The sequence below is a fragment of the Dyadobacter psychrophilus genome (assembly GCF_900167945.1).
Taxonomy (GTDB): domain Bacteria; phylum Bacteroidota; class Bacteroidia; order Cytophagales; family Spirosomataceae; genus Dyadobacter; species Dyadobacter psychrophilus.
Genome location: NZ_FUZA01000013.1, coordinates 16,416 through 38,101, shown reverse-complemented (window position 1 = coordinate 38,101; position 21,686 = coordinate 16,416). Strand labels below are relative to the sequence as shown.

Sequence of the window (21,686 nt, the reverse complement as noted above, 5' to 3'; positions counted from 1 at the left end):
CTAAATAATTAACGGTTCAGCCGGCTTACCAGCAAGTAAGCAGGATAACTGATAACGAGAAAAAGAAGCGCATACTGACTGCTTGCAATGTCCTGAATGACTGCACCGACAAGAAATGCGATTGATAAAATCAACATTATAATGGGCAGGGTAGGGTAGGCGGGCACTTTCCAGGGACGCGCCATCTCCGGCTCCTTCTTTCGTAATGCTAATAAGGACGCGAATCCCGACGTATAACCAAGCACAAAGAAGAATGTTGCAATGTCCGAAAGCTTTTCGGTCGCGTCCTTGCCAATCAGGATCAATGTAATGGCCACTGCGGAGGTTACAAGCATGGCAACTGCCGGCGTTCCGCCTTTGTTTACTGTCATTCCTCCCCGAAAAAACAGTCCATCGCGGCTCATGGAGTATAAAACCCGCGGGTTAAAAAGCAACTGCGCATTCACTATTCCCAGGATAGAAATCATCAGGAAAAGTGTCACAATTTTTCCTGATCCTTCCCCGAAAATCAGGCGTATGGAATCCGCGGCAGCAAGCTTGGACTGCGATAATTCGTCCATTGGCAGCACATGCAAAATAGCCAGGTTGCAGAGCAGATAAATAATAATGATCAGCAAAACGCCGCCAATCATGGAACGCGGCAGGTTTTTGGTCGGGTCGCGGTCTTCTTCTGAAAAGTATGCAGCTGTGTGCCAGCCGTCATAAGTGTAAAAAATAGCTTGCAGAGAAAATATTACCGGCGCAATCCAGCTTCCGGTTTCTACAATTTTGCTGGTTGTCAACTGCGCTTGTTCGGCAGTTACTTCATCTCCGTAAATGAAGCAAACCGCTACAAAAACGAATAAGCCCAGACCTTTCAGCACGCTCATTACATTTTGGAAGCTGCTTGCTAATGCCAGCCCTATCCAGTGTATTCCGGTTAAGATTAGCAACATACCAGCCGCAACGTATGGCTCGTAACCAACGAAAGCCGGAATGAGCAATGCGAGATACTCGCTCATGGTATAAACACCGAATCCTAGCGCGGAACACGTTCCTAACCAGCTATTTATGCCCACAACGAACCCGGCATAGTTCCCGAATGCACGTTGTGCATAGATGTACCAGGCACCGGCTTTCGGCATGGAAGTTCCGAGTTCTATTGTGCACAATGTTCCCAGAAAAGCATATAAACTTACGGCTGCCCAAAGTCCCATTATAAGCCAGTAGTCGCCCAGTTGGGCTGCAATCGGGCCGGGTTTTCTCAGAATTCCTGTTCCTATGGTGCCACCCACGGTCACAGCGACGCCAAAACCGACACCGAGGATTTTGAAAAGTTCATTTTTGGCTGCGGGTTGTTGCATGGGGAGGAGTGAAAATGTGCTTTTCGAAAATAGGAAAACTTTTTCTTTTTGTAACTCGCTATATTGTTAATGATTTACATTGCAGCAAACCATTGACATTCAGTCTTTATGTTTCAGGCTAAAAATCTTTGGATCGTCCATATCGCCGGCTGGCTCATATTCATAAGCCTTCCCATTACCATCATGTCCAGAGATTCGAATCCTGATGTTGGGTTTGCATTGTTGAAATCGGGTCATTTCTGGGTATTCGCGGCGATTTATGTCTTCCTGTTTTACTTCAATTACCTTTGGTTGATCCCAAAGCTTTATTTGAAACAGCGGCATTTGCTATACATTGTCAGCTCTTTCGGGCTCATTGTACTCATACATTATACGCAGCCCTTTGAAAACCTGATTTTTCAGCAATTTCACAGTCAGCAGGAAATGGGGCAGCGAAACCGTTTTGACAGGCCGCCGCCGCAACCAATGTCTCCGCATAGGGAAGGAACAGAGTTCCGACCACCACCGCCGAGAAACGCAGGTGCGCCCTCTGTTGATTTCGTGAGCCTGGTGTTGTTCATAATGATTTGGGTGATTGCTATGGCTGCCAAAATCTCCGAGCAGTGGCGCCTTACGGAGAAAAGGGCTATCCTATCCGAGGCAGATAAAGCGCAGGCGGAATTATCATTTTTCAAAGCCCAGATCAACCCGCATTTTCTGTTCAATACGCTGAATAACATTTATGCATTAGCAGTAAATCAAAGTGAAAATACGGCGCCGAGTGTCCTGAAATTATCAAAAATGATGCGTTACATTACCGAAGAGGCAACAGAAAACTTTGTCGCCCTGGAAGATGAAATCGATTGTCTCGAGAATTACATTGACTTACAAAAACTGCGGCTTAATGCAAAAACAAGTGTTTTATTTGAAGTCAACGAGCTTCATGCGCAAACTCAAATCGCACCTTTAATCCTGATGACTTTCGTTGAAAATGCCTTTAAATATGGTGTGAGCAATCATTATGCCTCAAAAATTGAGATTAAAATAAATACCGCGGCTGACGAAATCCGGTTTTTTTGTCGAAACAAAGTTTTTGACTCCAACAAAGATCCTGACCGGGCAGGGGTGGGGATCGTAAATACAAAAAAGCGCCTCGATTTCCTGTATGCCGGGAATTACAATTTAAAGATCGACAACGACGGTGAAATTTTTTCGGTGAATTTAAAACTGAAATCCAATGAAATGCATAGCCATTGACGACGAGCCGCTGGCGTTGGACGTATTGAGAAACTACATTTCAAAAATCGTATCCCTCGATCTTGTCCAAACCTTTGACGACGCCCTTGCAGGTGCTGATTTCTTGCAAAACAATAACATAGATTTGCTTTTTATAGATATTAATATGCCGGATATGTCCGGATTGGAGTTGGTTTCGCGCTTGGAAAACAAACCAATGGTCATCTTTACAACAGCGCATAAAAAGTTTGCGCACGAAGGATTTGAGCTGGAAGCATTGGATTATTTATTGAAACCCATCGGTTTCGAACGCTTCGAAAAAGCTGTCAATAAGGCCGTAGAGCGCTATCAATTTCTTAGATCTGCATCAGTTCATGTCTCAGATTTTATTGTAGTGAGGTCCAAGTATAAAGTTGTCAAGATCGGGCTGGATGATATTGAATTCATTGAAAGTATGGAGGATTATATCAAGATCCATTTGCTCAGTTCAAGGCATCCTGTTTTAACATTGATGTCGCTGAAAGGCATTTTGGAGATCCTGCCGCAAAGCCGTTTCAGCCGCATTCACAGGAGTTATATTGTCCCCGATGCATTTGTAAAATCAATTCAAAATAAGAAGGTTAAGCTCGTTTCCGGAAAAGAACTGCCCATCAGCGACAGTTATCTTGACTTTATTCTTAGCTGGAAAAACCGTTAGAAAAGACTTCATATTCGGGCGTTTACCGTCACAATCAGCCTATTCACCGACACATTGACAGGCTACTGCAACATTCGCCCTGATTGATACGATTATGTATTTAGAATCACATGAACTGTTGCAAAAAATATGGAACGCAAAGAATTTTTAAGGAGAGGATTTTCTGCATTGGGTTTTGCCGCAATTGCACCCCTGATCAGCTGTTCCAGCGATACGATTGACCCCGTTGAAGCTGGATCAGAAACAACAACCGGAAACACAACTGGCTCTTCATCAGGCGCCTGTACGGTTACTGCCTCGGAAACGGCAGGGCCGTTTCCGACCAAGTCGCCAGCTAATCTCGTGACCAACGACATTACATCAGACAGACAAGGAACAAAGCTATCGGTCAAAATCACCATCCAAAACCTCAATAAAAGCTGCGAAGGACTCGCCGGTGCGCTGGTCGATATTTGGCATTGCGATGCTGGAGGAAACTACTCGGAATATGGCGGGTCTGGAATGCAATCAACGAATTACACGAATGTGCATTTCCTGAGAGGCCGCCAAACCAGTGACGCGAATGGGTTGGTCACATTCACAAGCATTTACCCGGGCTGGTATTCCGGCCGCGCGCCACACATCCACGTGCACGTGTATAATGCGAGCGGAAAATCATTGCTGGTAACGCAAATTGCATTTCCCGAAGCGATCAGCAAAGTGGTCTACGCGCAGGGCGTTTACGCAAGCCACGGACAAGCGGATACGACAAATGCACGGGATAATGTATTCAGCGACGGCACTTCTACGGAAATGTCAACCGTAACAGGCAGTGCATCAGCTGGGTACGAATTGACGCACGCAATCGTTGTAAGCGCATAATGATCGCTGTTCAAATGGATACAGAAGCGCAGATTTTTCTTCAAAGCCTGAGAGGGCAGTTTCAGGCGGAAGGTTACCGTGCATTTTACACTTTCAACTTTGGACATTACAAAGCTGAAAACCGGGAGCCTTCGGGAGATTTACTGACTTTGAATGATGAAACACTTTTGCCGCATTGTTCGTGTAAAGTACCTTTTGATGAGGCCGTTGAGGTAATTTTATTACCGCTGGTGGGTGCTATTGAAATTGACGAAGGGAGAGGTTATGTGCGATATGTGGATTCTGGTGAATCCCTGAGTCTGATGGTGGAGCCGGGTGACGGTTTTTTACTCACAAACCCATACCCGGAACAAGCCATTAATTATCTGCAAATCAGACTCTTGAATAGCAATTCTCCATTTCAAGACAACACTATAAACACTTTTGACCTAAATGATAAAAATACGCTTATTCCAATATGGGATGCTCCCGCCAGTCAGCAAAATCTCGTGATAGGAAAGTACGAGGGGCGACAGGATGGCGTATATCTTTGCAAAAATCCAGGAAATCAAGTCTTCATTTTTATCATTGAAGGGGCATTTGAGGTTCAAAACAGATTGCTTGAAAAGCGCGACGGGCTATCATTGAAAAATTTGCAGCAGGTTGAATTTGAAGCATTATCCAACGATGCGATTATTTTGATCCTGGAAACGGCTCGATAGCACGCTTTAAACACAAAAAAGCAGATGTCGCTTTCGCAACATCTGCTTTTTCATTTACTATGTATTTTTACAGAACAGCCTCAGCCAAAACGAGAACTTTGTTATTGAGCACTTCAACAACGCCGCCGTCGATCAGGTAAGTTTGCTTTGCAGCTCCTGTATCCACAACCACATCCCCTTTGCCCAGCGTGCTAACCAATGGTGCGTGACGGTTTAAAACCTGAAACTGTCCTTCAGAACCCGGTAATGTAACAGCATTTGCCTCTCCGGCAAACACTTTCTTATCTGGGGTGATGATTTCTAAATGCATAAATCTTGAGTTTATGAGTAAGTGAGTTTATAAGTTCAAGCGTCCATGAGTAAATATTTTAAACTCATAAACTCTAAACTCATGAACCTACCTGGTTGCTTCTGCAAGCATTTTTTCTCCTTTTGCCTGCGCATCTTCGATTGTTCCAACCAGGTTGAACGCCATTTCAGGAAGATGGTCATAACTTCCGTCCATTATCAGGTTGAAACCTTTGATTGTATCATTGATATCAACCAATGTTCCTTTCAAACCTGTGAACTGCTCTGCAACAAAGAATGGCTGAGACAAGAAACGTTCAACACGACGAGCGCGTGAAACAACAAGCTTATCTTCGTCAGAAAGTTCTTCCATACCAAGGATCGCAATGATATCCTGCAATTCTTTGTAACGCTGAAGAATGTTCTTAACACGCTGTGCGCAATCGTAATGTGCTGCACCCAATGTTTCTGCATTCAAAATCCTTGAAGCTGAATCGAGTGGATCCACCGCTGGATAAATTCCTTTTTCAGAAACTTTACGGCTTAGTACAGTCGTTGCGTCCAAGTGAGCAAATGTTGTCGCAGGAGCAGGGTCAGTCAAGTCATCCGCAGGCACGTAAACCGCTTGTACAGATGTGATTGAACCACGCTTTGTAGATGTAATGCGTTCCTGCATCTGACCCATTTCCGTTGCCAATGTTGGCTGGTAACCTACCGCAGAAGGCATACGTCCTAAAAGGGCCGAAACCTCTGAACCTGCTTGGGTAAAGCGGAAAATGTTGTCAATAAAGAAAAGAATATCACGACCCTGACCTTCGCCATCTCCGTCACGGAAATACTCAGCCATTGTCAATCCTGAAAGTGCAACACGGGCACGTGCGCCAGGAGGTTCGTTCATTTGTCCGAAAACGAAAGTTGCTTGTGAGTCTTTCAATGTGTTATAATCCACTTTTGAAATATCCCAGCCGCCTTCTTCCATGCTGTGTTTGAATTCGTCGCCGTATTTAATGATACCAGCTTCGATCATTTCACGCATTAAGTCATTTCCCTCACGGGTACGCTCTCCAACACCTGCGAATACGGAAAGACCCGCGTAAGCTTTTGCAATGTTGTTGATCAATTCCTGGATCAATACAGTTTTACCAACACCGGCACCACCGAAAAGACCGATTTTACCTCCTTTTACATAAGGAGCAAGCAAGTCAATTACTTTAATCCCTGTGAAAAGGATCTCCGTTGATGTTGCAAGATCTTCAAACTTAGGAGCTGAACGGTGAATAGAAATACCATTCGAATTGTCAAGTGGTGTAAGTCCGTCGATCGCTTCACCGATCACGTTGAACAAACGTCCTTTGATCCCTTCGCCTATCGGCATTCTGATGGGTGATCCAAGGGGAGTAACCGTCATTCCGCGTTGCATACCTTCGGTACTGTCCATCGCGATGGTACGGATACGGTCTTCGCCCAAGTGTTGTTGACACTCAAGAACGACTCTCTGACCGTTTGATTTGATGACTTCTAACGCATCAAGGATAGACGGAATTCGGCCGCTGTCCTCAAATGATACGTCTACAACCGGACCAATTACCTGCGTAATTTTTCCTATGTTTGTCGCGTTTGCCATTATATAATTTTGATTATCTCCAATGAGGTTTTTTTCAGACCGCAAAAGTAGGAGATAATTTGGTCAGTACCAAGAGTACAATTATTGATTTATTGGATATTTTTTAGAAAATCAGTCCGTTTTAGCGAAATCTCGTAGTCAAAATTCCGTGAAACGGTTTAAATAAAATTTATGAAGGAGTTTTTTTTCTGGAAGGTTTGGTCGCCGTCTGAGCGTAGGATGACGGTTGCGGCTTTCCTGGTTTTGATTTTGGCGCTGATTTTGCTCGCTGTCAAAAGCATTGATCCGCTGGGGAATGTGATTCGTTGGAATGTGATCAGTGAATTGTCAGAGACAACTGCCGTGGTGGATGTACTGCAACTTGGCGAATGGCAATATGGCGTTTCAACACCCACACATTTGGTTACGGAAAGCTTTATGGCTTCCGTTATGGAGACTGACTTCTTATCAGTTACGCTGTTTCTGATCTTTTCTCTTTCAGGACTAACCATCATTCTTGCGGCGTTAACAACCATGTCCAGATTTTGGTATCTGGCAGGAACGATCATTTTTATCGTGTTCCTGGCCTTTTCCCGGTTGGAAATGTTGGGCGCATTTGGAGATGTAAACCGTGCACTTTTCCTGCTGACCGTAATCCTTTATGCTGGCGTAACCTATTATTTCCATGCATTCAGGCCTGATATTGGCATTGCAAGGCGCATTCTTGCCATTGGGTGTGTTACGGCTTTTCTGGCTATCCTTATTGCATTTGTTGCTAAAACGCCGTTTCCAGCATTAACCGCGGCATCTTACTCGTTCCCATTCTGGCTTATTATTACGATCTTGTTTTTGATCGTTTCTTCAACAGAAATTATCGCGGGTCTGGTCTGGCTTAGCACTAGTGGCTCTGTTTCAAAAGGGAAATCAGGATTGGTTAATTTCCTTGTCATCAGCATATTATATTTGCTATTGCTTCTTTTATTATATCTGAGAAATACCAAACAGATTGATTGGGATGTCACATTGATCAGCCCGGCTTTTCTTGCCTTGGCAGCTGCAATTCTGGGAATTTGGGGTTTCAGGCGCCGTGCCGATTCAACGGATGGAATTATTCCTTTCCGAAGCACTGGTTTCTGGCTTTATATAGGCTTGTTTATTATCGCTGTTTCCTTTACAGCTTATATGGCTGCGACCGCCAATGATCCGGTTTTGGAGACACTGGAGGACGTTGTGGTGCAAGGCCAGCTTTCGATGAGCGTGCTGTTTTTATTTTACGTTCTGGTCAATTTTTATCCCCTTTTCCAGCAAAAATTGGCTGTCTACAAAGTGCTTTACAAGCCGCTCCGTTTCGGACTTACCCAAACGCGGCTGTTTGGTTTTACGATTCTGATTGTCCTTTTTTCTATCCAAAGATTGCTACCCGTAAACCAGGCCATTGCAGGTTATTTCAATGGTTTGGGCGATTTGCATGCAAACACGGAAGAGTTTTCGTTGTCGGAGCAATATTATAAGCTGGCTGTTCAGCAGGAATTTCAAAACCATAAATCCAACTACGCATTGGCTTCACTGGCATTGCGGCAGGGCGACCGTAATGCGGCAGCGTTTTATTTCAGGCAATCTTTGCTTAAAAACCCATCGCCGCAAGCCTATTCAGGATTAAGCGGCATTTTGATTCAGGAAAGCCTATTTTTTGATGCTGTTTACAGTTTACAGGAAGGCATCAGAACATTTCCGAAAAGCGGTGAATTGCTCAATAACCTGGGCATGTTATATTATAAAACCAATGTTGCGGATTCGGCATATTACTATCTCGCAAAAGCAGAAAATGCGACGAAAAGGGCTGAAATTCCGGCCACCAACCTGCTCGCCATCCTTGCAAAAAATACAGATTCCGGGCTTTTGGATTCGCTCGCGTCAGCCAGTGAGAAGCGGGATTATCTATCCTGGCAGGCGAACTGGCTCGCCGTTCAGAATTTGAGACAGAAATTTTCCGAAGAGACATTTAACAAAACCGCGGTGCCTACAGATTCGCTGTTAAGCGCCTCTGCTTTTGCCTATTTGTTGAATTATGGTGTAAATCAGGCAAAACTCGACAGTTTACCTGCTAAACTTTTACCAGCATTGGCGGCAAAAAACCCGGTTCTCTCGCAGGATTTGAGCCTGGCTGCATTGTACTCTGAATTTTACAGCGGCAGTAAACTTAAAGCGCTCGAAACACTTTCGGGATGGGCGGACGAGGAAGGCGAAAAAAGTGATTTGTATCATAAAATATTAGGACACTGGCTATTACAACTCGGCCTTTATGATCAGGCGATTGAAACATTGTCTGTGGTCGAAGGCGTTGAGGGTACGATCGGAATGGCGGTGGCGAATGCCTTGTCTGACAAAAAAGAAGTCGCTGTTGTGCTTCTGGATAAGGTCCAGGAAAAAGAACAAAGTGCTGCCATTGAAAAATTGAAGGAAACATTATTCTCCGGCGCCAAGCCAAAACCCCTTGCTGATTCGTTGCTACAAATCGCCCGAAAATCTCCTTCCGACAAAAATTTTGATCGTGCTGTGCGTACAAACCCTTTCGATGAAAATGTAGTTTCGGCGGCCTCAACGTATTTCAGACAGAAGAAATTGACTGCTAAGGCATACAAATTGGTGCTGAATGCATTGAGATATAACGAGTATGCGCCACAACTTTGGGAACAATATGCGTATCTGAGTTTGGAACAGGGGTTGATCGGTCAGGGAAATGAGGGTGAGGAAAAGGTGAGGCAGTATGCATTGCCTGCCGATTATCAGCAATTTATGACTCGCTATCAGCCTATGCGGGCACTTATCGAAAAACAAAGGGCGGAATTTCAGTGATTTGATATTTTAGGAAAATAATTACACTTCATCAACATGTCTTTATCCTGGAAATCCAACATCAGCGGAACCGAATGCCGCATTTTTCGGGGTAAAGTCATAGTTGGCCTCTTGAAAACAAGCCTTTGGAAAGATGCCGGTTATGGTGAGCTGAACGGTTATTTATTACGATTCACAACCGACGGTATTTTGAAAAGAGTAACCAAAATATTAGACATTGACGGGCAAAAAGAACTCGGCCAGATCCGTTATAATTTGTGGAAAGGCTCTGCTGTTATCTCGTACGAAAACGAGCAATACGAATGGAAATTCGAATCCTGGACACGCAGAAAATGGTCTGTCAGACATTCAGAAGACGTTGCGGAATTCTCTTTAACCAGTTTTTGGAAAAATGAAGGGGTTGTAGAGGAAGAGTCCATTTCCGGAGCAGTCGTTCTTTCAGCGTTATTCGCAAATGCTTACCTGAGAAAAATTTCTGCGGCTTCATAACCTAAATAATCATTTGTTTTTGTCCCAAACCTGAAAAGAGCATCACATGAGAATCATAGAGACCACCGAAATTTCGAAACGTTATGTGATGGGCAGCGAGATAATCCAGGCTTTGAAATCGGTTACAATTTCTGTAAATAAAGGCGAGTATGTAGCATTCATGGGTCCGTCGGGTTCCGGGAAATCCACTTTGATGAACATTATTGGATGTCTGGATACACCCACGACAGGTCGCTACATTCTCAATAACAAGGATGTAAGCGATATGACGGAGAGTGAACTGGCAGAAATCCGGAACAAAGAAATTGGCTTTGTATTCCAGACATTTAACCTCTTACCCAGGATGTCTTCGCTTGATAATGTTGCCTTACCGCTTATTTATGCCGGTTTAAACAAATCGGACCGGACAGAAAAAGCAATGCTATCGCTCAAAAATGTGGGGCTTGAAAACCGGGCAGGGCATAAACCAAATGAGCTTTCCGGTGGACAGCGTCAGCGTGTGGCCATCGCCCGGGCACTCGTAAATGATCCAAGCATCCTGCTGGCCGATGAGCCGACGGGAAATCTCGATTCCAAAACATCCTACGAAATCATGGATCTGTTTGACCAACTGTACAGCAAAGGCAACACGATCGTAATGGTGACCCACGAAGAAGACATCGCGCATTATGCCCACAGAATCGTCCGCCTGCGCGACGGCCTGGTCGAATCCGACACCATCAATCCAAACCCCACGAAGGTTAGCGCTTTGGTTTAGAATCGAATTTCGGCTAATATTAAATTCATTATTAATTACCTTTGTACCAGAAAACGCTCGTAGGAAGCTGGGCCAATCCGGAAGAATTACCGTTCGTGGTTATTTTTCCGGATTATTTTTATTTGAATACTCATGAAGATCAATTTTAAGGACCTGATATTATTTGAAGACGAGGATTTTTTGCTCGTTAATAAGCCGCCGCATTTGGCAACATTGGATGAAAGAACTGCGGATAGGGGAGGAAGTGTGCTCAGATTAGCAAAAGAATACAATTCAGAACTGCAAGCGGCCCACAGACTGGATAAAGAAACTTCCGGCGTGCTGGCTTTTGCAAAAAATCCGGCGGCTTACAGGCACTTAGCCATGCAATTCGAGCATCGCGAAGTGACAAAACGTTACCATGCCGTGGCAAACGGCATTCATAACCTGGACAGCATTTCTGTTTATTTGCCCATTTTGCCATTGAAAAACGGCACTGCGGTGAAGATTGACCGGGCCGAGGGCAAGACAGCTGAAACCATTTTTAATACACTCAAAGTATACCGCGGGTACACATTGGTAGAATGTATTCCCATCACCGGGCGCATGCACCAGATCCGCATTCACCTTTCCTGCCTTAAAGCACCCATCGTATGTGATCCGCAATACGGCGGTGAGCCAATTTTTCTTTCCAGTCTGAAGCGAAAATTCAATTTAAAGAAAGAAACTGAGGAACAACCTCTTATTCAGCGTGTTGCGCTTCATGCTTTTGCATTGTCGTTTACGCTGATGAACGGAGATCCAATCCGCGTTGAAGCGCCGTATCCCAAAGATTTTGAGGTACTTGTAAAACAGCTCAATAAATTTGGTGTGTAGTTAGCATGGTTTTTTACAAGTTGTGTAGAAAGATTGTGTAGTTTACATTTTGTTTCAACCTAACTTCAAAAACATGCGATTACACACATTTATTAAGTCTGGACTGTTACTCGGCATCATGCTGGCCTTCGCCGTCTCAAATCAATCATGGGCGCAAACCCCGGCCAAAAACGATGTGATCGTCAAGCGCGACAGTTCCAGGATACAGGCACTGATCACGCAAATGAGCTACGAGAAGATCAATTACCGCGATCTCGGCACGGCAGACAGTGCTAAAAGCTACATTTACCTCGATAATGTTGCGCGGGTTATTCTCAAAACAGGTAAAATCATTAACGTCAGGGATTCTGTTCTTGTCGGACACGTGCCGCCGGATAGCGTCGGGCAATATGCCGATATGGCCAATCTGCCCAAAGACAAGTTTGAAAAAAGCGTCGTAATGGCGAATTCTGACCAGCTCAGGGACAAATATCGTTATCACCACGACAGATCTCTGGACGGAAAAACGGGCGCAATTGTGTTCACCTCATTTGCAGCTGCCACACTTGTTTCAGGCATTATCATTGCGGGCTCAGGAACGAGTCCTGATAACAAAACCATTGGAAATTCACTCGCTATCGCCGGGCCCGTTGTTGGCGTGGGACTTGGACTTATCGGCTTTCGGAATTATAAATTTCACAGTAAAAAGGCCGAAAAAGTGAAAACGGAGTTACTCCGCAGGAATCAGTCGCTGAGAATATTGACGATCAGCCCTAATCTGGACCCGTTTAATAAGTCAGGCCAATTAACATTGAGGATGTCGTTTTAATAGCATTTATTTAGTAACATTAATGGTACTAAATGTCTTATTATAACATCCTTCCTGAATGAGAATCACTACGTTTTGGAAGAAAGTCCGTCGGGCTTTCTTCCTTTTATTGCTATTAGCCAATCATTTCGCCCAATCTCAAACACCACGCAAGCCTGATGTCATCACGCTCCGGGATGCAACAAAACTCGAAGTGCTGATCCAGGAAGTTGACGAGAATGTTGTCAAATATAAAAAGTTGACCGACCCGGAGGGACCGCTTTTTTCGGTAAGAAAGACTGAGATTGCCTCCATCAAATACGGAAATGGGGATGTTGAAACATTTGAAGCGGTGCTGGAAGTGCCTGGATATTATGCGCCTAATGCGCCAAAAGCTTCTGCTCCGGCACCATCATCCACTGCTGTAACTCCCAAAGCACGTTTTCAGGAAGAATTGCAAGCGGCGACACCAGACAGGCTCCGTGCTGTTTATAAATACTATAAAGGAAAGTCAAAGGGAGGCATGATAATGGGCATTGCCGGGACATCTGCCGGGATCCTGGTAGCTGCAATCGGGACTGGAATCGTTGCCAGTGCGACAGACGCCAATGGTAATTTCAAGAGTTATCAGGACGAAAAAAGGGCGATCAGGGGAGCCTGGATGATGATCGGCGGGTTTGCCGGCGCTGTAACATTTGGGACGGTTGGCTTTGTGAAGGCTGGAAAGAATGGCTCCAAAGCCACAAGAGTTAGAAGAGAGCTTGTCAAGAGAAATGAGCCGATTACATTTCGCATCAGCCCGGCATTTAATCCTGTAAATGGATACGCTCATCTGGCATTGAGCTTGCAGTTTTAAGCTTTTAATGAAATTAAATACATAAAAAAGGGCTTCGGAATCATCCGCAGCCCTTTTTCTAAATGTTTTGTCCTTATCAGAACTTGAAAGTAATTCCTGCTTTCAATGGAGATGCGTTGTAGCCAACTTCTGCAAAAACACCCATTGTAGGTTTGAAATAGTAACGTGCCCCTGCAAACGCTCCGAAGAAAACTCCGCTTCCGTAGCCATCATTATAAACACCACCGTAACCATCAGGAGTGCTGTAAGATGAAATACGGTATCCCAAAGCAGGACCAGCGTATAAATCCAGGTTATCCATAGTTAAAAAGTGTTTTCCAAAATGGTAAGAACCTCTCGCTGCTACGGTGAAGAAATTATATCTCCACTTGTATCCGAAAGTACCGTAATTCCATGTAATGAAGTCAGCCTGAGCACCAACGCTGATGAAGTCGTGAACACCACTTTCGAAAGACGCTCCTACGCCGACTCCGCCGCCGCCATATGTTCCGCCAAGGTTAATCCCAGCATTTAATAACTTATCTCCTTTTTCAAATTGGGCGAAAGCCTTCTCTGATGTAACGCCTAAAATAGCGGCAACGAAAAACGAAAATAGAATCTTTTTCATCGTAATAGATTAGTTTTTGTGTAAAAATTATGGCACAAATTAAAGCCTTTATTTTAATGCTTCAAAACTTGTGCCATTGTAGTTATTATTCGGGTGGTACCCGTAAACAAACGGAAGGGGGACAAATTTGCCCCCCTTTTTATCAAATGTTTTTTCTCAATTTTTCTTTAAAAACCTTTTTGAATTTGTCCAGCTTTGGCGCAATGACGAAGGCACAGTAACCTTGATCGGGATTGTTTGCAAAGTAATTCTGGTGGTAATCCTCAGCCACATAGAATTTTGGGGCCTTTGTGATTTCGGTTACAATAGGCTTTGCATAGGCGCCTGATTTATCCAGTTCAGCTTTCGCCTGCTCAGCCAGCTTGTGCTGCTCTTCATTATGATAAAAAATCACCGAGCGATATTGTGTGCCGATGTCATTTCCCTGCTTGTTAAGTGATGTTGGATCGTGGCTGCGGAAAAATGCCTCTAAAAGCTCCGCATAGGAAATCACTTTGGGATCGTAAACAACCTCCACACATTCCGCGTGCCCAGTGTTCCCGGTGCAAACCTCCTTATAACTGGGATTTGCTACACTACCACCGGCATAACCCGAAACGACCTTTTTAACACCATCCAGAGACTCCAAAACGGCTTCTGTACACCAGAAACACCCGGTTCCGAAAGTGGCGATTTCCGTATTCGCCATATCAACATTATTTTCGTCCAATGTTGCCGAAGACGCTTCATTACTCATCTGCTTTTTTTGTTTTTTGTCCGACTGCGCGCATGATATCACAACCATGCAACACAAGAATAGGAACGTGAAAATGGGGATGGTGGTTTTCATCTTATTGAATCGTGTTATTACTATTTGGTAAACGAATCGCAATCCAAGAAAGTTTATCCGGCGGATTCGCACATTATTTACGAAATTTGAAACGAAAAAGATTGCATTCCGCTGATGCGGCACCCGCTTAAACCCTGACATCCCGTGATTACAACGCAACCATGACTTATCTTCATTTTAAGGCGCTTCATATCATCTTCGTAGTTGCCTGGTTCGCAGGATTGTTTTATATGCCGAGGCTGTTTGTATACCATACCGAGGCGAAGGATAAGGCCGAACCCGAGCGGCAGATACTTTGTGCGCAGTTTACCAAAATGGAGAAACTGCTCTGGAATGCCATTATGACGCCTGCATGCTGGCTCACCATCATTTTTGGTTCAACTATGCTGTACATTACACCAGCCTGGCTCGATCAGGACTGGATGCGCTTGAAACTGCTTTTTGTGATCGGGCTGCTCGCTTATCATTCATTTACGCGCAAAATTCTTTTAGAGCTTCGTCGCGGAATATTCCGGTTTTCATCATTCCAATTGCGGCTTTTTAATGAGATAGCGACAATTTTTCTATTCTCCATCGTTTTTCTTGTCGTTTTAAAAAACACCGTTGATTGGCTCTGGGGCGTGCTTGGGCTAGTTATTTTTGCCGTGCTGATGATGACAGCGGTAAGGATTGTGAAACGGATCAGGGAGAAGTAACTTGCTGGTACATTGCAATAATTTTTTTTCAAATAAATTAAATCATATTTATTTTATTATATATTTGCCAGTGACAATGTCGCAAGGCATTACAAACCGAGATATGAAAAATTATTTGAATACTATTTGGTGGTGGCGTGCACGTCTTAACAAGATGGACGAGTAGCTATTGCTTTGGTATAAATAAAATATACTTTACAAACGGCTCGCTGTTCATCTGACAGCGAGCCGTTTTTTTTGTGCCATTATTATAAATTTTTAAGATTTAAAAAATGTCAAATCCAACCTATCAGATATCAACACGCCACAAAAAACTGCTGGCGGACACATTGACCCCTGTTTCTATTTATCTAAAACTGAGAGACCGTTTTGTCAATACAATTTTGCTGGAAAGCTCTGATTATCACGGCAATGAAAATTCATTTACCTATATATGCTGCGATCCGGTTGCATTCTTCAAGCTGAATCAAAATGTAGTTACGCAGCAATTTCCGGATGGACAGCAGCTCAACATTACGCTGGAAAATCCAAGAGACGCCGTGCAGACATTGTACGCTTTTGCTCAAAGTTTCAAATCTGAAAAGAGCGGTTTTCCATTCATCACCAACGGCCTTTTCGGCCACATGACTTACGATGCGGTAAGTTATTTCGAAGACATTACCATTCAGCCAGCCAGTCCGGAAACTGATATTGACCAGATATTTTACCAGGTTTATCGCTATGTGATCGCGATTAACCACTTCAAAAACGAGCTTTACATTTTTGAACACCAATATGGTGACAGCGAGCAGGAGAGCGGCATTGAGCAGATTGAAATATTGATCAAAAACAGGAATTTCCCGAAATATGGCTTCCAGATCGCATCCGACGAAACTTCTAATGTTACGGATGACGAAATGCGGGCGGTAATACAAAAGGGAATTGATCATTGCCTCCGCGGTGACGTGTTCCAGATCGTGCCATCGCGCCGGTTCAGTCGTGATTTCCAAGGTGATGAATTTAATGTTTACCGTGCTTTGCGCTCCATTAATCCTTCGCCGTATTTGTTCTATTTTGATTACGGCAGTTATAAGATCTTTGGCTCTTCGCCGGAGAAACAGATTTTTATCAAAAACGGACAAGCTGAAATTCACCCCATAGCGGGCACATTCCGCAGAACAGGCGACGATCAGGCAGATGCAGAAGCTGCGCAGGCGTTGTTAAATGATCCAAAGGAAACTGCGGAGCACGTTATGCTTGTTGATTTGGCAAGGAACGATTTGAGCAGAAGCTGCGACGCGGTGAAGGTGACGAATTACAAGGAAGTTCAATATTATTCCCACGTGATCCATTTGGTTTCCAAAGTCGTAGGAAAAATGAATGCTGGCGTGAACCCATTGCAATTGGTTGCGGATACATTCCCGGCGGGAACGCTTTCAGGCGCACCTAAGCACAATGCTATGAAACTGATCGACCAGATGGAGACCAGTAACAGGAGCATTTATGGCGGCGCAATCGGGTTCATGGACTTCAATGGTGATTTCAACCACGCAATTGCGATCCGCACGTTCCTGAGCAAGAATAACACATTGTTTTTCAGGGCTGGAATGGGCGTTGTAGCCAAATCAAATGTGGAAAGCGAATTACAGGAAATTAACAGCAAGCTGGCTGCTTTGAGAAAGGCAATCGATTTTGCAGTAGAAATATAACCCTCAAACACTGGAATTATGAAAATCTTAGTGCTCGACAATTACGATTCATTTACATACAATCTGGTTTACATTCTCCGCGAACTGAACGACCAGGTGGACATTTTCCGCAATGATAAAATTGCGTTGGAAGATGTTGGGAATTATGACAAAATTCTCCTCTCCCCGGGCCCGGGCATTCCGTCGGAAGCGGGCATTATGCACGAGGTAATCCGTGAATATGGTCCTAGCAAAAGCATTCTGGGCATTTGTCTGGGACATCAGGGTATTGGGGAGGTTTATGGCGCTACGCTCGAAAACATGACCGACGTGCTGCACGGGATTAGTGACACAGCCATTGTTACTGACCATTCTGAGCGCATTTTTAAAGGTCTTCCTTCCGAGATCAAAGTCGGACGTTATCACTCCTGGACTGTCATCCCGGAGACATTCACAGAAGATCTGACGATCACCGCATTAGACGAAAAAGGTCGGGTTATGGGTCTTTCACACAAAAAATATGATGTAAAGGGCTTACAATTTCACCCGGAATCTGTGCTGACAGAGCACGGCAAAGAAATGTTGGAAAACTGGTTGAAGATCTAGGAGACAACTTGATTTTCTCAACAGAAAAAACATTCTTTTCATTACGCTTAACATGAACATGAAGCAGATTCTTAGCCATCTTTTTGAATATAAAGTTTTAAGTAAAGAGTTATCCAAAGACGTCCTGATCGGGATTAGCACGGGCAAATATTCAAATTCTGAAATTGCCTCATTCTTAACGATTTATGCTATGAGAAGCATAACTGTTGAGGAATTGGAAGGCTTCCGGGACGCCATGCTGGAGCTTTGCCTGGCCGTTGATCTTTCGGCTTATGATCCCATCGATGTTTGCGGCACAGGCGGGGACGGCAAGGACACATTCAACATTTCTACCTTGTCTTGTTTTGTGGTCGCGGGTGCAGGCCAGCATGTCGCCAAACACGGTAACCACGGCGTTTCTTCGCTTTGCGGTTCCTCCACGGTTCTCGAATATCTGGGGGCGAAGTTTACCAATGATAAGGACGTTTTGGAACGTAAGATCAACGAAGCTGGTGTCTGCTTCCTGCATGCACCGCTTTTCCATCCGTCTATGAAGAATGTAGCGCCGATCCGGCGTGAATTGGGAGTGAAAACTTTTTTCAATATGCTGGGTCCCATGGTGAATCCGGTTTCGCCCAAAAAACAGCTTGTAGGCGTTTTCAGTCTTGAATTAGCGCGCCTTTTTGCTTATCTTTACCAACAGACTGACAAGCAATTTCTGGTTCTTCACGCATTAGACGGCTACGACGAAGTGTCATTAACGGGTGCTTTTAAAATGATCACCGCTCAAACGGAGCAAGTTCTGAATCCCTCGCACCTGGGGTTACAAACTTTGCGCGCAGAAGACCTTTCGGGAGGAAAAACAGTCGAAGAATCCGCCAAAATTTTCATGGATGTATTGAACGACACAGCAACATTTTCACAAAAACAGGCTGTGCTGGCGAATGCTGCATTGGCATTGCATTGCGCAAATCCGGCATTGACTTTGCTGGATGCGGTGGAAACGGCGCGTGAGTCACTGGAAAGTAAAAAGGCGCTGCGCAGCTTTAAAAAATTGATAGAAGATTGATTTATAGTATTACAGATGAACATATTAGATAAAATTGTCGCAAGAAAAAGGGAAGAAGTCATTGAGGCTAAGCAAAATAAGTCTGTTTCTGATCTGGAAAAAGAGGATTTGTTTGCACGCAAAACTGTTTCCTTATCGGCGGCATTGCGAAATGCTTCATCCCCAAGGATTATCTCTGAATTCAAGCGGAAATCGCCTTCAAAAGGCATCATTAATGCAGATGTTTCTCCGGAAATCGTGACTTTCGATTATGTGAATGCGGGCGCTGTGGCTTTATCTGTGTTGACGGACATTGACTTTTTTGGAGGTTCATTTGCCGACTTCCTGAGCGCACGTCATGCGAACCCTGCTATTCCGATGCTACGAAAGGATTTTATCATCGACGAATATCAGCTTTATGAAGCAAAAGCGATAGGCGCGGATGTGATTTTGCTCATTGCAGCGTGCCTTACACCGGCCGAAGTGGTTTCACTAGGCCAAAAGGCGCATGATTTGGGATTAGAGGTTTTGTTAGAAGTGCATAATGCAGAAGAACTAGCTGCAACCCTTGGCGAAAACATTGATATTGTGGGTGTTAACAATCGAAATCTTAAAACTTTCGAGACTTCCATTGAAACTTCGATCGCGCTTAGTGAACAGATTCCCGATTCTTTTGTTAAAATATCAGAAAGCGGCCTTAAAGATGCTGAGACCATTCTGCAATTGTATGGTCATGGCTACAAAGGTTTTTTAATAGGTGAAACATTTATGAAAACTGTAAATCCCGGAACCGCACTGGCGGATTTACAAAATGACTTAACTCAACATAGCAATTTAAAACCTTTGGTTCTATGAAAATAAAAGTTTGCGGACTGCGCCAACAAGACAACATTGAAAAGGTGGTGGCTTTGCAGCCTAACTTTATCGGGTTTATTTTCTACGAAAAATCACCCCGCTTTGTTGGCGAAGAATTAGACGAAGAGTATATTAAAAGTATCCCTCAGAACATTAAAAAAGTCGGCGTGTTTGTGAATGCAAGTCCGGGCCATATCCTTGCCATGGTCAAAAAATACGACTTGCAATACGCACAGCTTCACGGAAACGAAATGCCGGACATTTGTCGCAGCATTCGTCAGAAAGGCGTAAATGTGATTAAAGCATTCAGCATTGATGCGTCTTTCAATTTTGCGATGCTGAACAATTACAAGTCGTTCTGTGACCTGTTTTTGTTTGATACAAAAGGCGATAACCCAGGCGGAAATGGCGTGCCGTTCGATTGGAAACTTTTGAAAAAATACGACAATGAAAAGCCATTTCTCCTCAGCGGAGGCATTGGTCTTGACAACATTGAAGACATTATCGCATTATCAAAAACACTTCCTATCTACGGAATTGACGTCAACAGCCAATTTGAAACAGAGCCGGGCGTCAAAGACATTGCCAAATTGGAAGAATTATTCAGTTTAGTTCGTGTAAAAGAGAAAGAAGAGGCGGAAGCTTAGGAACCTATGGAAGCAATAGCAGAAAAGAAGTCATATCAGGTTGACAGCCGCGGTTATTACGGCAATTTTGGAGGTGCATTCATTCCCGAAATGCTGTATCCAAACGTGGAAGAACTGCGTGAAAATTATCTCAGCATCATTGCAGAGCCTTCTTTTCAAAAAGAATATAATGATCTCCTGCGCAATTATGTAGGACGTCCAACGCCATTATACCGGGCTAATAGGCTTTCGGAAAAATATAAAACCAATATCTTCCTCAAACGCGAAGATCTGTGCCATACAGGCGCTCATAAGGTGAACAACACCATCGGGCAGATTCTGATGGCAAAAAGACTTGGTAAAAAGCGCGTAGTTGCAGAAACCGGTGCTGGCCAGCACGGTGTAGCAACGGCGACTGTTTGTGCCCTCATGGACATTGAATGCATCGTGTACATGGGCGAGCTGGATATTGAACGTCAGGCGCCTAATGTCGCACGCATGAAGATGCTGGGTGCGGAAGTAAGGCCTGCGACCTGCGGATCACGCACATTAAAAGATGCTACAAATGAGGCCATGCGCCATTGGATCAACAATCCTGTGGACACGCATTACATCATTGGCTCCGTGGTGGGCCCGCATCCTTATCCCGACATGGTGGCCCGTTTTCAGGCGATTATTTCAGAGGAAATGAGATGGCAGCTGAAAGAGCAAACCGGCAAGGAAACACCTGATTATGTGGTGGCTTGCGTGGGTGGCGGAAGCAATGCTGCAGGTTCATTTTATCATTTTCTGGATGATGAAAATGTGAAACTGGTGGCTGTGGAAGCTGCTGGCCAGGGACTAACCTCGGGACACTCTGCTGCTACAACGGCTTTGGGAAAACCAGGCGTTTTGCACGGAAGCCGCACGATTTTAATGCAAACCGAAGACGGCCAGGTGGTTGAGCCATTCTCTATTTCGGCTGGACTGGACTATCCGGGCATAGGACCTCAGCATGCTTATTTGTATGACAGCGGAAGAGGGATTTTTATGTCGGCAACGGATGAAGAAGCCGTGCAGGCTGCGTTCGAACTCACTCGTTTTGAAGGCATTATCCCCGCTTTGGAATCGTCGCATGCCTTGGCCGTTTTGGGCCAGTTAGGCGCTTCTGAGAACGAAAATGTGATCCTTAACTTATCCGGCCGCGGCGATAAGGACATGGCTACTTACATGAAATACATCGATTAATTTACTCATAAACACATTGCAATGGCTACACTTACCTTACCTGAGGTTTTTGACGTACGGCTCAAAATACAAGAGCTGGAAGGAAAAGTAAACTCCGGCGAGCTTTCGCTTTTTGAAAGATGCGACCTGGAAGACGAAATCCTTGAACTCAAAGAAAAGCTTGGCGAATTCGACCGGCTTAAATTCAGCGATGAAGGCGAATGTTTGAATTGTTCCGCATAGTATTTCACTTTTTACCT

General features: G+C 44.4%; 23 protein-coding genes. 18 read left to right on the top strand and 5 right to left on the bottom strand.

Annotation, left to right across the window (positions count from 1 at the left end; translation table 11 throughout):
• Nucleotides 1–8: 8 nt before the first annotated feature.
• On the bottom strand, nt 9–1,343 hold the full coding sequence (locus B5X68_RS26965; RefSeq protein ID WP_082217879.1) for an APC family permease: 1,335 nt from the start codon (nt 1,341–1,343) through the stop codon (nt 9–11).
• A gap of 108 nt (nt 1,344–1,451) precedes the next feature.
• Between B5X68_RS26965 and B5X68_RS26960 the strand changes: the two genes are divergently transcribed.
• The 4 genes from B5X68_RS26960 to B5X68_RS26945 all read left to right on the top strand — a co-directional run bounded on the left by B5X68_RS26960 (nt 1,452) and on the right by B5X68_RS26945 (nt 4,817).
• Nucleotides 1,452–2,579, top strand: a complete 1,128-nt coding sequence (locus B5X68_RS26960; RefSeq protein WP_082217878.1) for a sensor histidine kinase — start codon at nt 1,452–1,454, stop codon at nt 2,577–2,579.
• A complete protein-coding gene (locus B5X68_RS26955; RefSeq protein ID WP_082217877.1) occupies nt 2,560–3,255 on the top strand; it encodes a LytR/AlgR family response regulator transcription factor in 696 nt (231 codons plus the stop codon). Before B5X68_RS26960 ends, B5X68_RS26955 begins: the two co-directional genes overlap by 20 nt.
• 129 nt (nt 3,256–3,384) lie before the next feature.
• On the top strand, nt 3,385–4,116 hold the full coding sequence (locus tag B5X68_RS26950; protein ID WP_082217876.1) for a dioxygenase family protein: 732 nt from the start codon (nt 3,385–3,387) through the stop codon (nt 4,114–4,116).
• Nucleotides 4,116–4,817, top strand: a complete 702-nt coding sequence (locus B5X68_RS26945; protein WP_141110438.1) for a pirin family protein — start codon at nt 4,116–4,118, stop codon at nt 4,815–4,817. Before B5X68_RS26950 ends, B5X68_RS26945 begins: the two co-directional genes overlap by 1 nt.
• A gap of 67 nt (nt 4,818–4,884) precedes the next feature.
• Here the strand turns inward: B5X68_RS26945 and atpC are convergent, their stop codons facing one another.
• Both atpC and atpD read right to left on the bottom strand, forming a co-directional pair.
• Nucleotides 4,885–5,127, bottom strand: a complete 243-nt coding sequence (gene atpC / locus B5X68_RS26940; RefSeq protein WP_082217875.1) for an ATP synthase F1 subunit epsilon — start codon at nt 5,125–5,127, stop codon at nt 4,885–4,887.
• Nucleotides 5,128–5,214: 87 nt separating this feature from the next.
• Nucleotides 5,215–6,729: a F0F1 ATP synthase subunit beta gene (gene atpD, locus B5X68_RS26935; protein ID WP_082217874.1), complete on the bottom strand. Its 1,515-nt coding sequence runs from the start codon at nt 6,727–6,729 to the stop codon at nt 5,215–5,217.
• 171 nt (nt 6,730–6,900) lie between these two features.
• Between atpD and B5X68_RS26930 the strand changes: the two genes are divergently transcribed.
• The 6 genes from B5X68_RS26930 (at nt 6,901) to B5X68_RS26905 (ending at nt 13,308) form a co-directional block, all read left to right on the top strand.
• Entirely contained in the window at nt 6,901–9,564 is a 2,664-nt protein-coding gene (locus B5X68_RS26930; protein WP_229208585.1) for a tetratricopeptide repeat protein, read from the top strand.
• Between the two features lie 36 nt (nt 9,565–9,600).
• On the top strand, nt 9,601–10,053 hold the full coding sequence (locus B5X68_RS26925; protein WP_082217872.1) for a hypothetical protein: 453 nt from the start codon (nt 9,601–9,603) through the stop codon (nt 10,051–10,053).
• A 46-nt stretch (nt 10,054–10,099) separates the two neighbouring features.
• Nucleotides 10,100–10,810 (top strand): ABC transporter ATP-binding protein, encoded by a 711-nt coding sequence (locus B5X68_RS26920; protein ID WP_082217871.1) that lies wholly within the window; start codon nt 10,100–10,102, stop codon nt 10,808–10,810.
• Nucleotides 10,811–10,942: 132 nt separating this feature from the next.
• On the top strand, nt 10,943–11,665 hold the full coding sequence (locus B5X68_RS26915) for an RluA family pseudouridine synthase (RefSeq protein ID WP_082217870.1): 723 nt from the start codon (nt 10,943–10,945) through the stop codon (nt 11,663–11,665).
• A gap of 73 nt (nt 11,666–11,738) precedes the next feature.
• A complete protein-coding gene (locus tag B5X68_RS26910; RefSeq protein ID WP_229208584.1) occupies nt 11,739–12,473 on the top strand; it encodes a hypothetical protein in 735 nt (244 codons plus the stop codon).
• 58 nt (nt 12,474–12,531) lie between these two features.
• Nucleotides 12,532–13,308: a hypothetical protein gene (locus B5X68_RS26905; protein ID WP_082217868.1), complete on the top strand. Its 777-nt coding sequence runs from the start codon at nt 12,532–12,534 to the stop codon at nt 13,306–13,308.
• 76 nt (nt 13,309–13,384) lie between these two features.
• Here the strand turns inward: B5X68_RS26905 and B5X68_RS26900 are convergent, their stop codons facing one another.
• Both B5X68_RS26900 and msrA read right to left on the bottom strand, forming a co-directional pair.
• Nucleotides 13,385–13,915 carry a hypothetical protein gene (locus tag B5X68_RS26900; protein ID WP_082217867.1) on the bottom strand — a complete coding sequence of 177 codons (531 nt, stop codon included), beginning with the start codon at nt 13,913–13,915 and terminating at the stop codon, nt 13,385–13,387.
• A 142-nt stretch (nt 13,916–14,057) separates the two neighbouring features.
• The gene (gene msrA, locus B5X68_RS26895) at nt 14,058–14,744 is read right to left on the bottom strand and encodes a peptide-methionine (S)-S-oxide reductase MsrA (RefSeq protein ID WP_170916743.1); all 687 of its coding nucleotides are present in this window, start codon (nt 14,742–14,744) and stop codon (nt 14,058–14,060) included.
• A 161-nt stretch (nt 14,745–14,905) separates the two neighbouring features.
• Between msrA and B5X68_RS26890 the strand changes: the two genes are divergently transcribed.
• The 8 genes from B5X68_RS26890 (at nt 14,906) to B5X68_RS26855 (ending at nt 21,669) form a co-directional block, all read left to right on the top strand.
• On the top strand, nt 14,906–15,439 hold the full coding sequence (locus B5X68_RS26890) for a CopD family protein (RefSeq protein WP_082217865.1): 534 nt from the start codon (nt 14,906–14,908) through the stop codon (nt 15,437–15,439).
• A 272-nt stretch (nt 15,440–15,711) separates the two neighbouring features.
• Nucleotides 15,712–17,127, top strand: coding sequence for an anthranilate synthase component I family protein (locus B5X68_RS26885; RefSeq protein WP_082217864.1), 1,416 nt, complete (start codon nt 15,712–15,714; stop codon nt 17,125–17,127).
• Between the two features lie 18 nt (nt 17,128–17,145).
• Nucleotides 17,146–17,712, top strand: a complete 567-nt coding sequence (locus B5X68_RS26880; protein WP_082217863.1) for an anthranilate synthase component II — start codon at nt 17,146–17,148, stop codon at nt 17,710–17,712.
• A gap of 58 nt (nt 17,713–17,770) precedes the next feature.
• The gene (trpD, locus tag B5X68_RS26875; RefSeq protein WP_082217899.1) at nt 17,771–18,760 is read left to right on the top strand and encodes an anthranilate phosphoribosyltransferase; all 990 of its coding nucleotides are present in this window, start codon (nt 17,771–17,773) and stop codon (nt 18,758–18,760) included.
• Between the two features lie 15 nt (nt 18,761–18,775).
• Complete coding sequence (trpC, locus tag B5X68_RS26870; protein ID WP_082217862.1) at nt 18,776–19,594, top strand: indole-3-glycerol phosphate synthase TrpC; 819 nt, start codon at nt 18,776–18,778, stop codon at nt 19,592–19,594.
• Entirely contained in the window at nt 19,591–20,241 is a 651-nt protein-coding gene (locus tag B5X68_RS26865) for a phosphoribosylanthranilate isomerase (RefSeq protein WP_082217861.1), read from the top strand. The genes trpC and B5X68_RS26865 overlap by 4 nt, the downstream gene beginning before the upstream one ends.
• A gap of 6 nt (nt 20,242–20,247) precedes the next feature.
• Nucleotides 20,248–21,447, top strand: coding sequence for a tryptophan synthase subunit beta (gene trpB, locus B5X68_RS26860; protein ID WP_082217860.1), 1,200 nt, complete (start codon nt 20,248–20,250; stop codon nt 21,445–21,447).
• A 21-nt stretch (nt 21,448–21,468) separates the two neighbouring features.
• Nucleotides 21,469–21,669 carry a hypothetical protein gene (locus B5X68_RS26855; protein WP_082217859.1) on the top strand — a complete coding sequence of 67 codons (201 nt, stop codon included), beginning with the start codon at nt 21,469–21,471 and terminating at the stop codon, nt 21,667–21,669.
• Nucleotides 21,670–21,686: the final 17 nt, after the last annotated feature.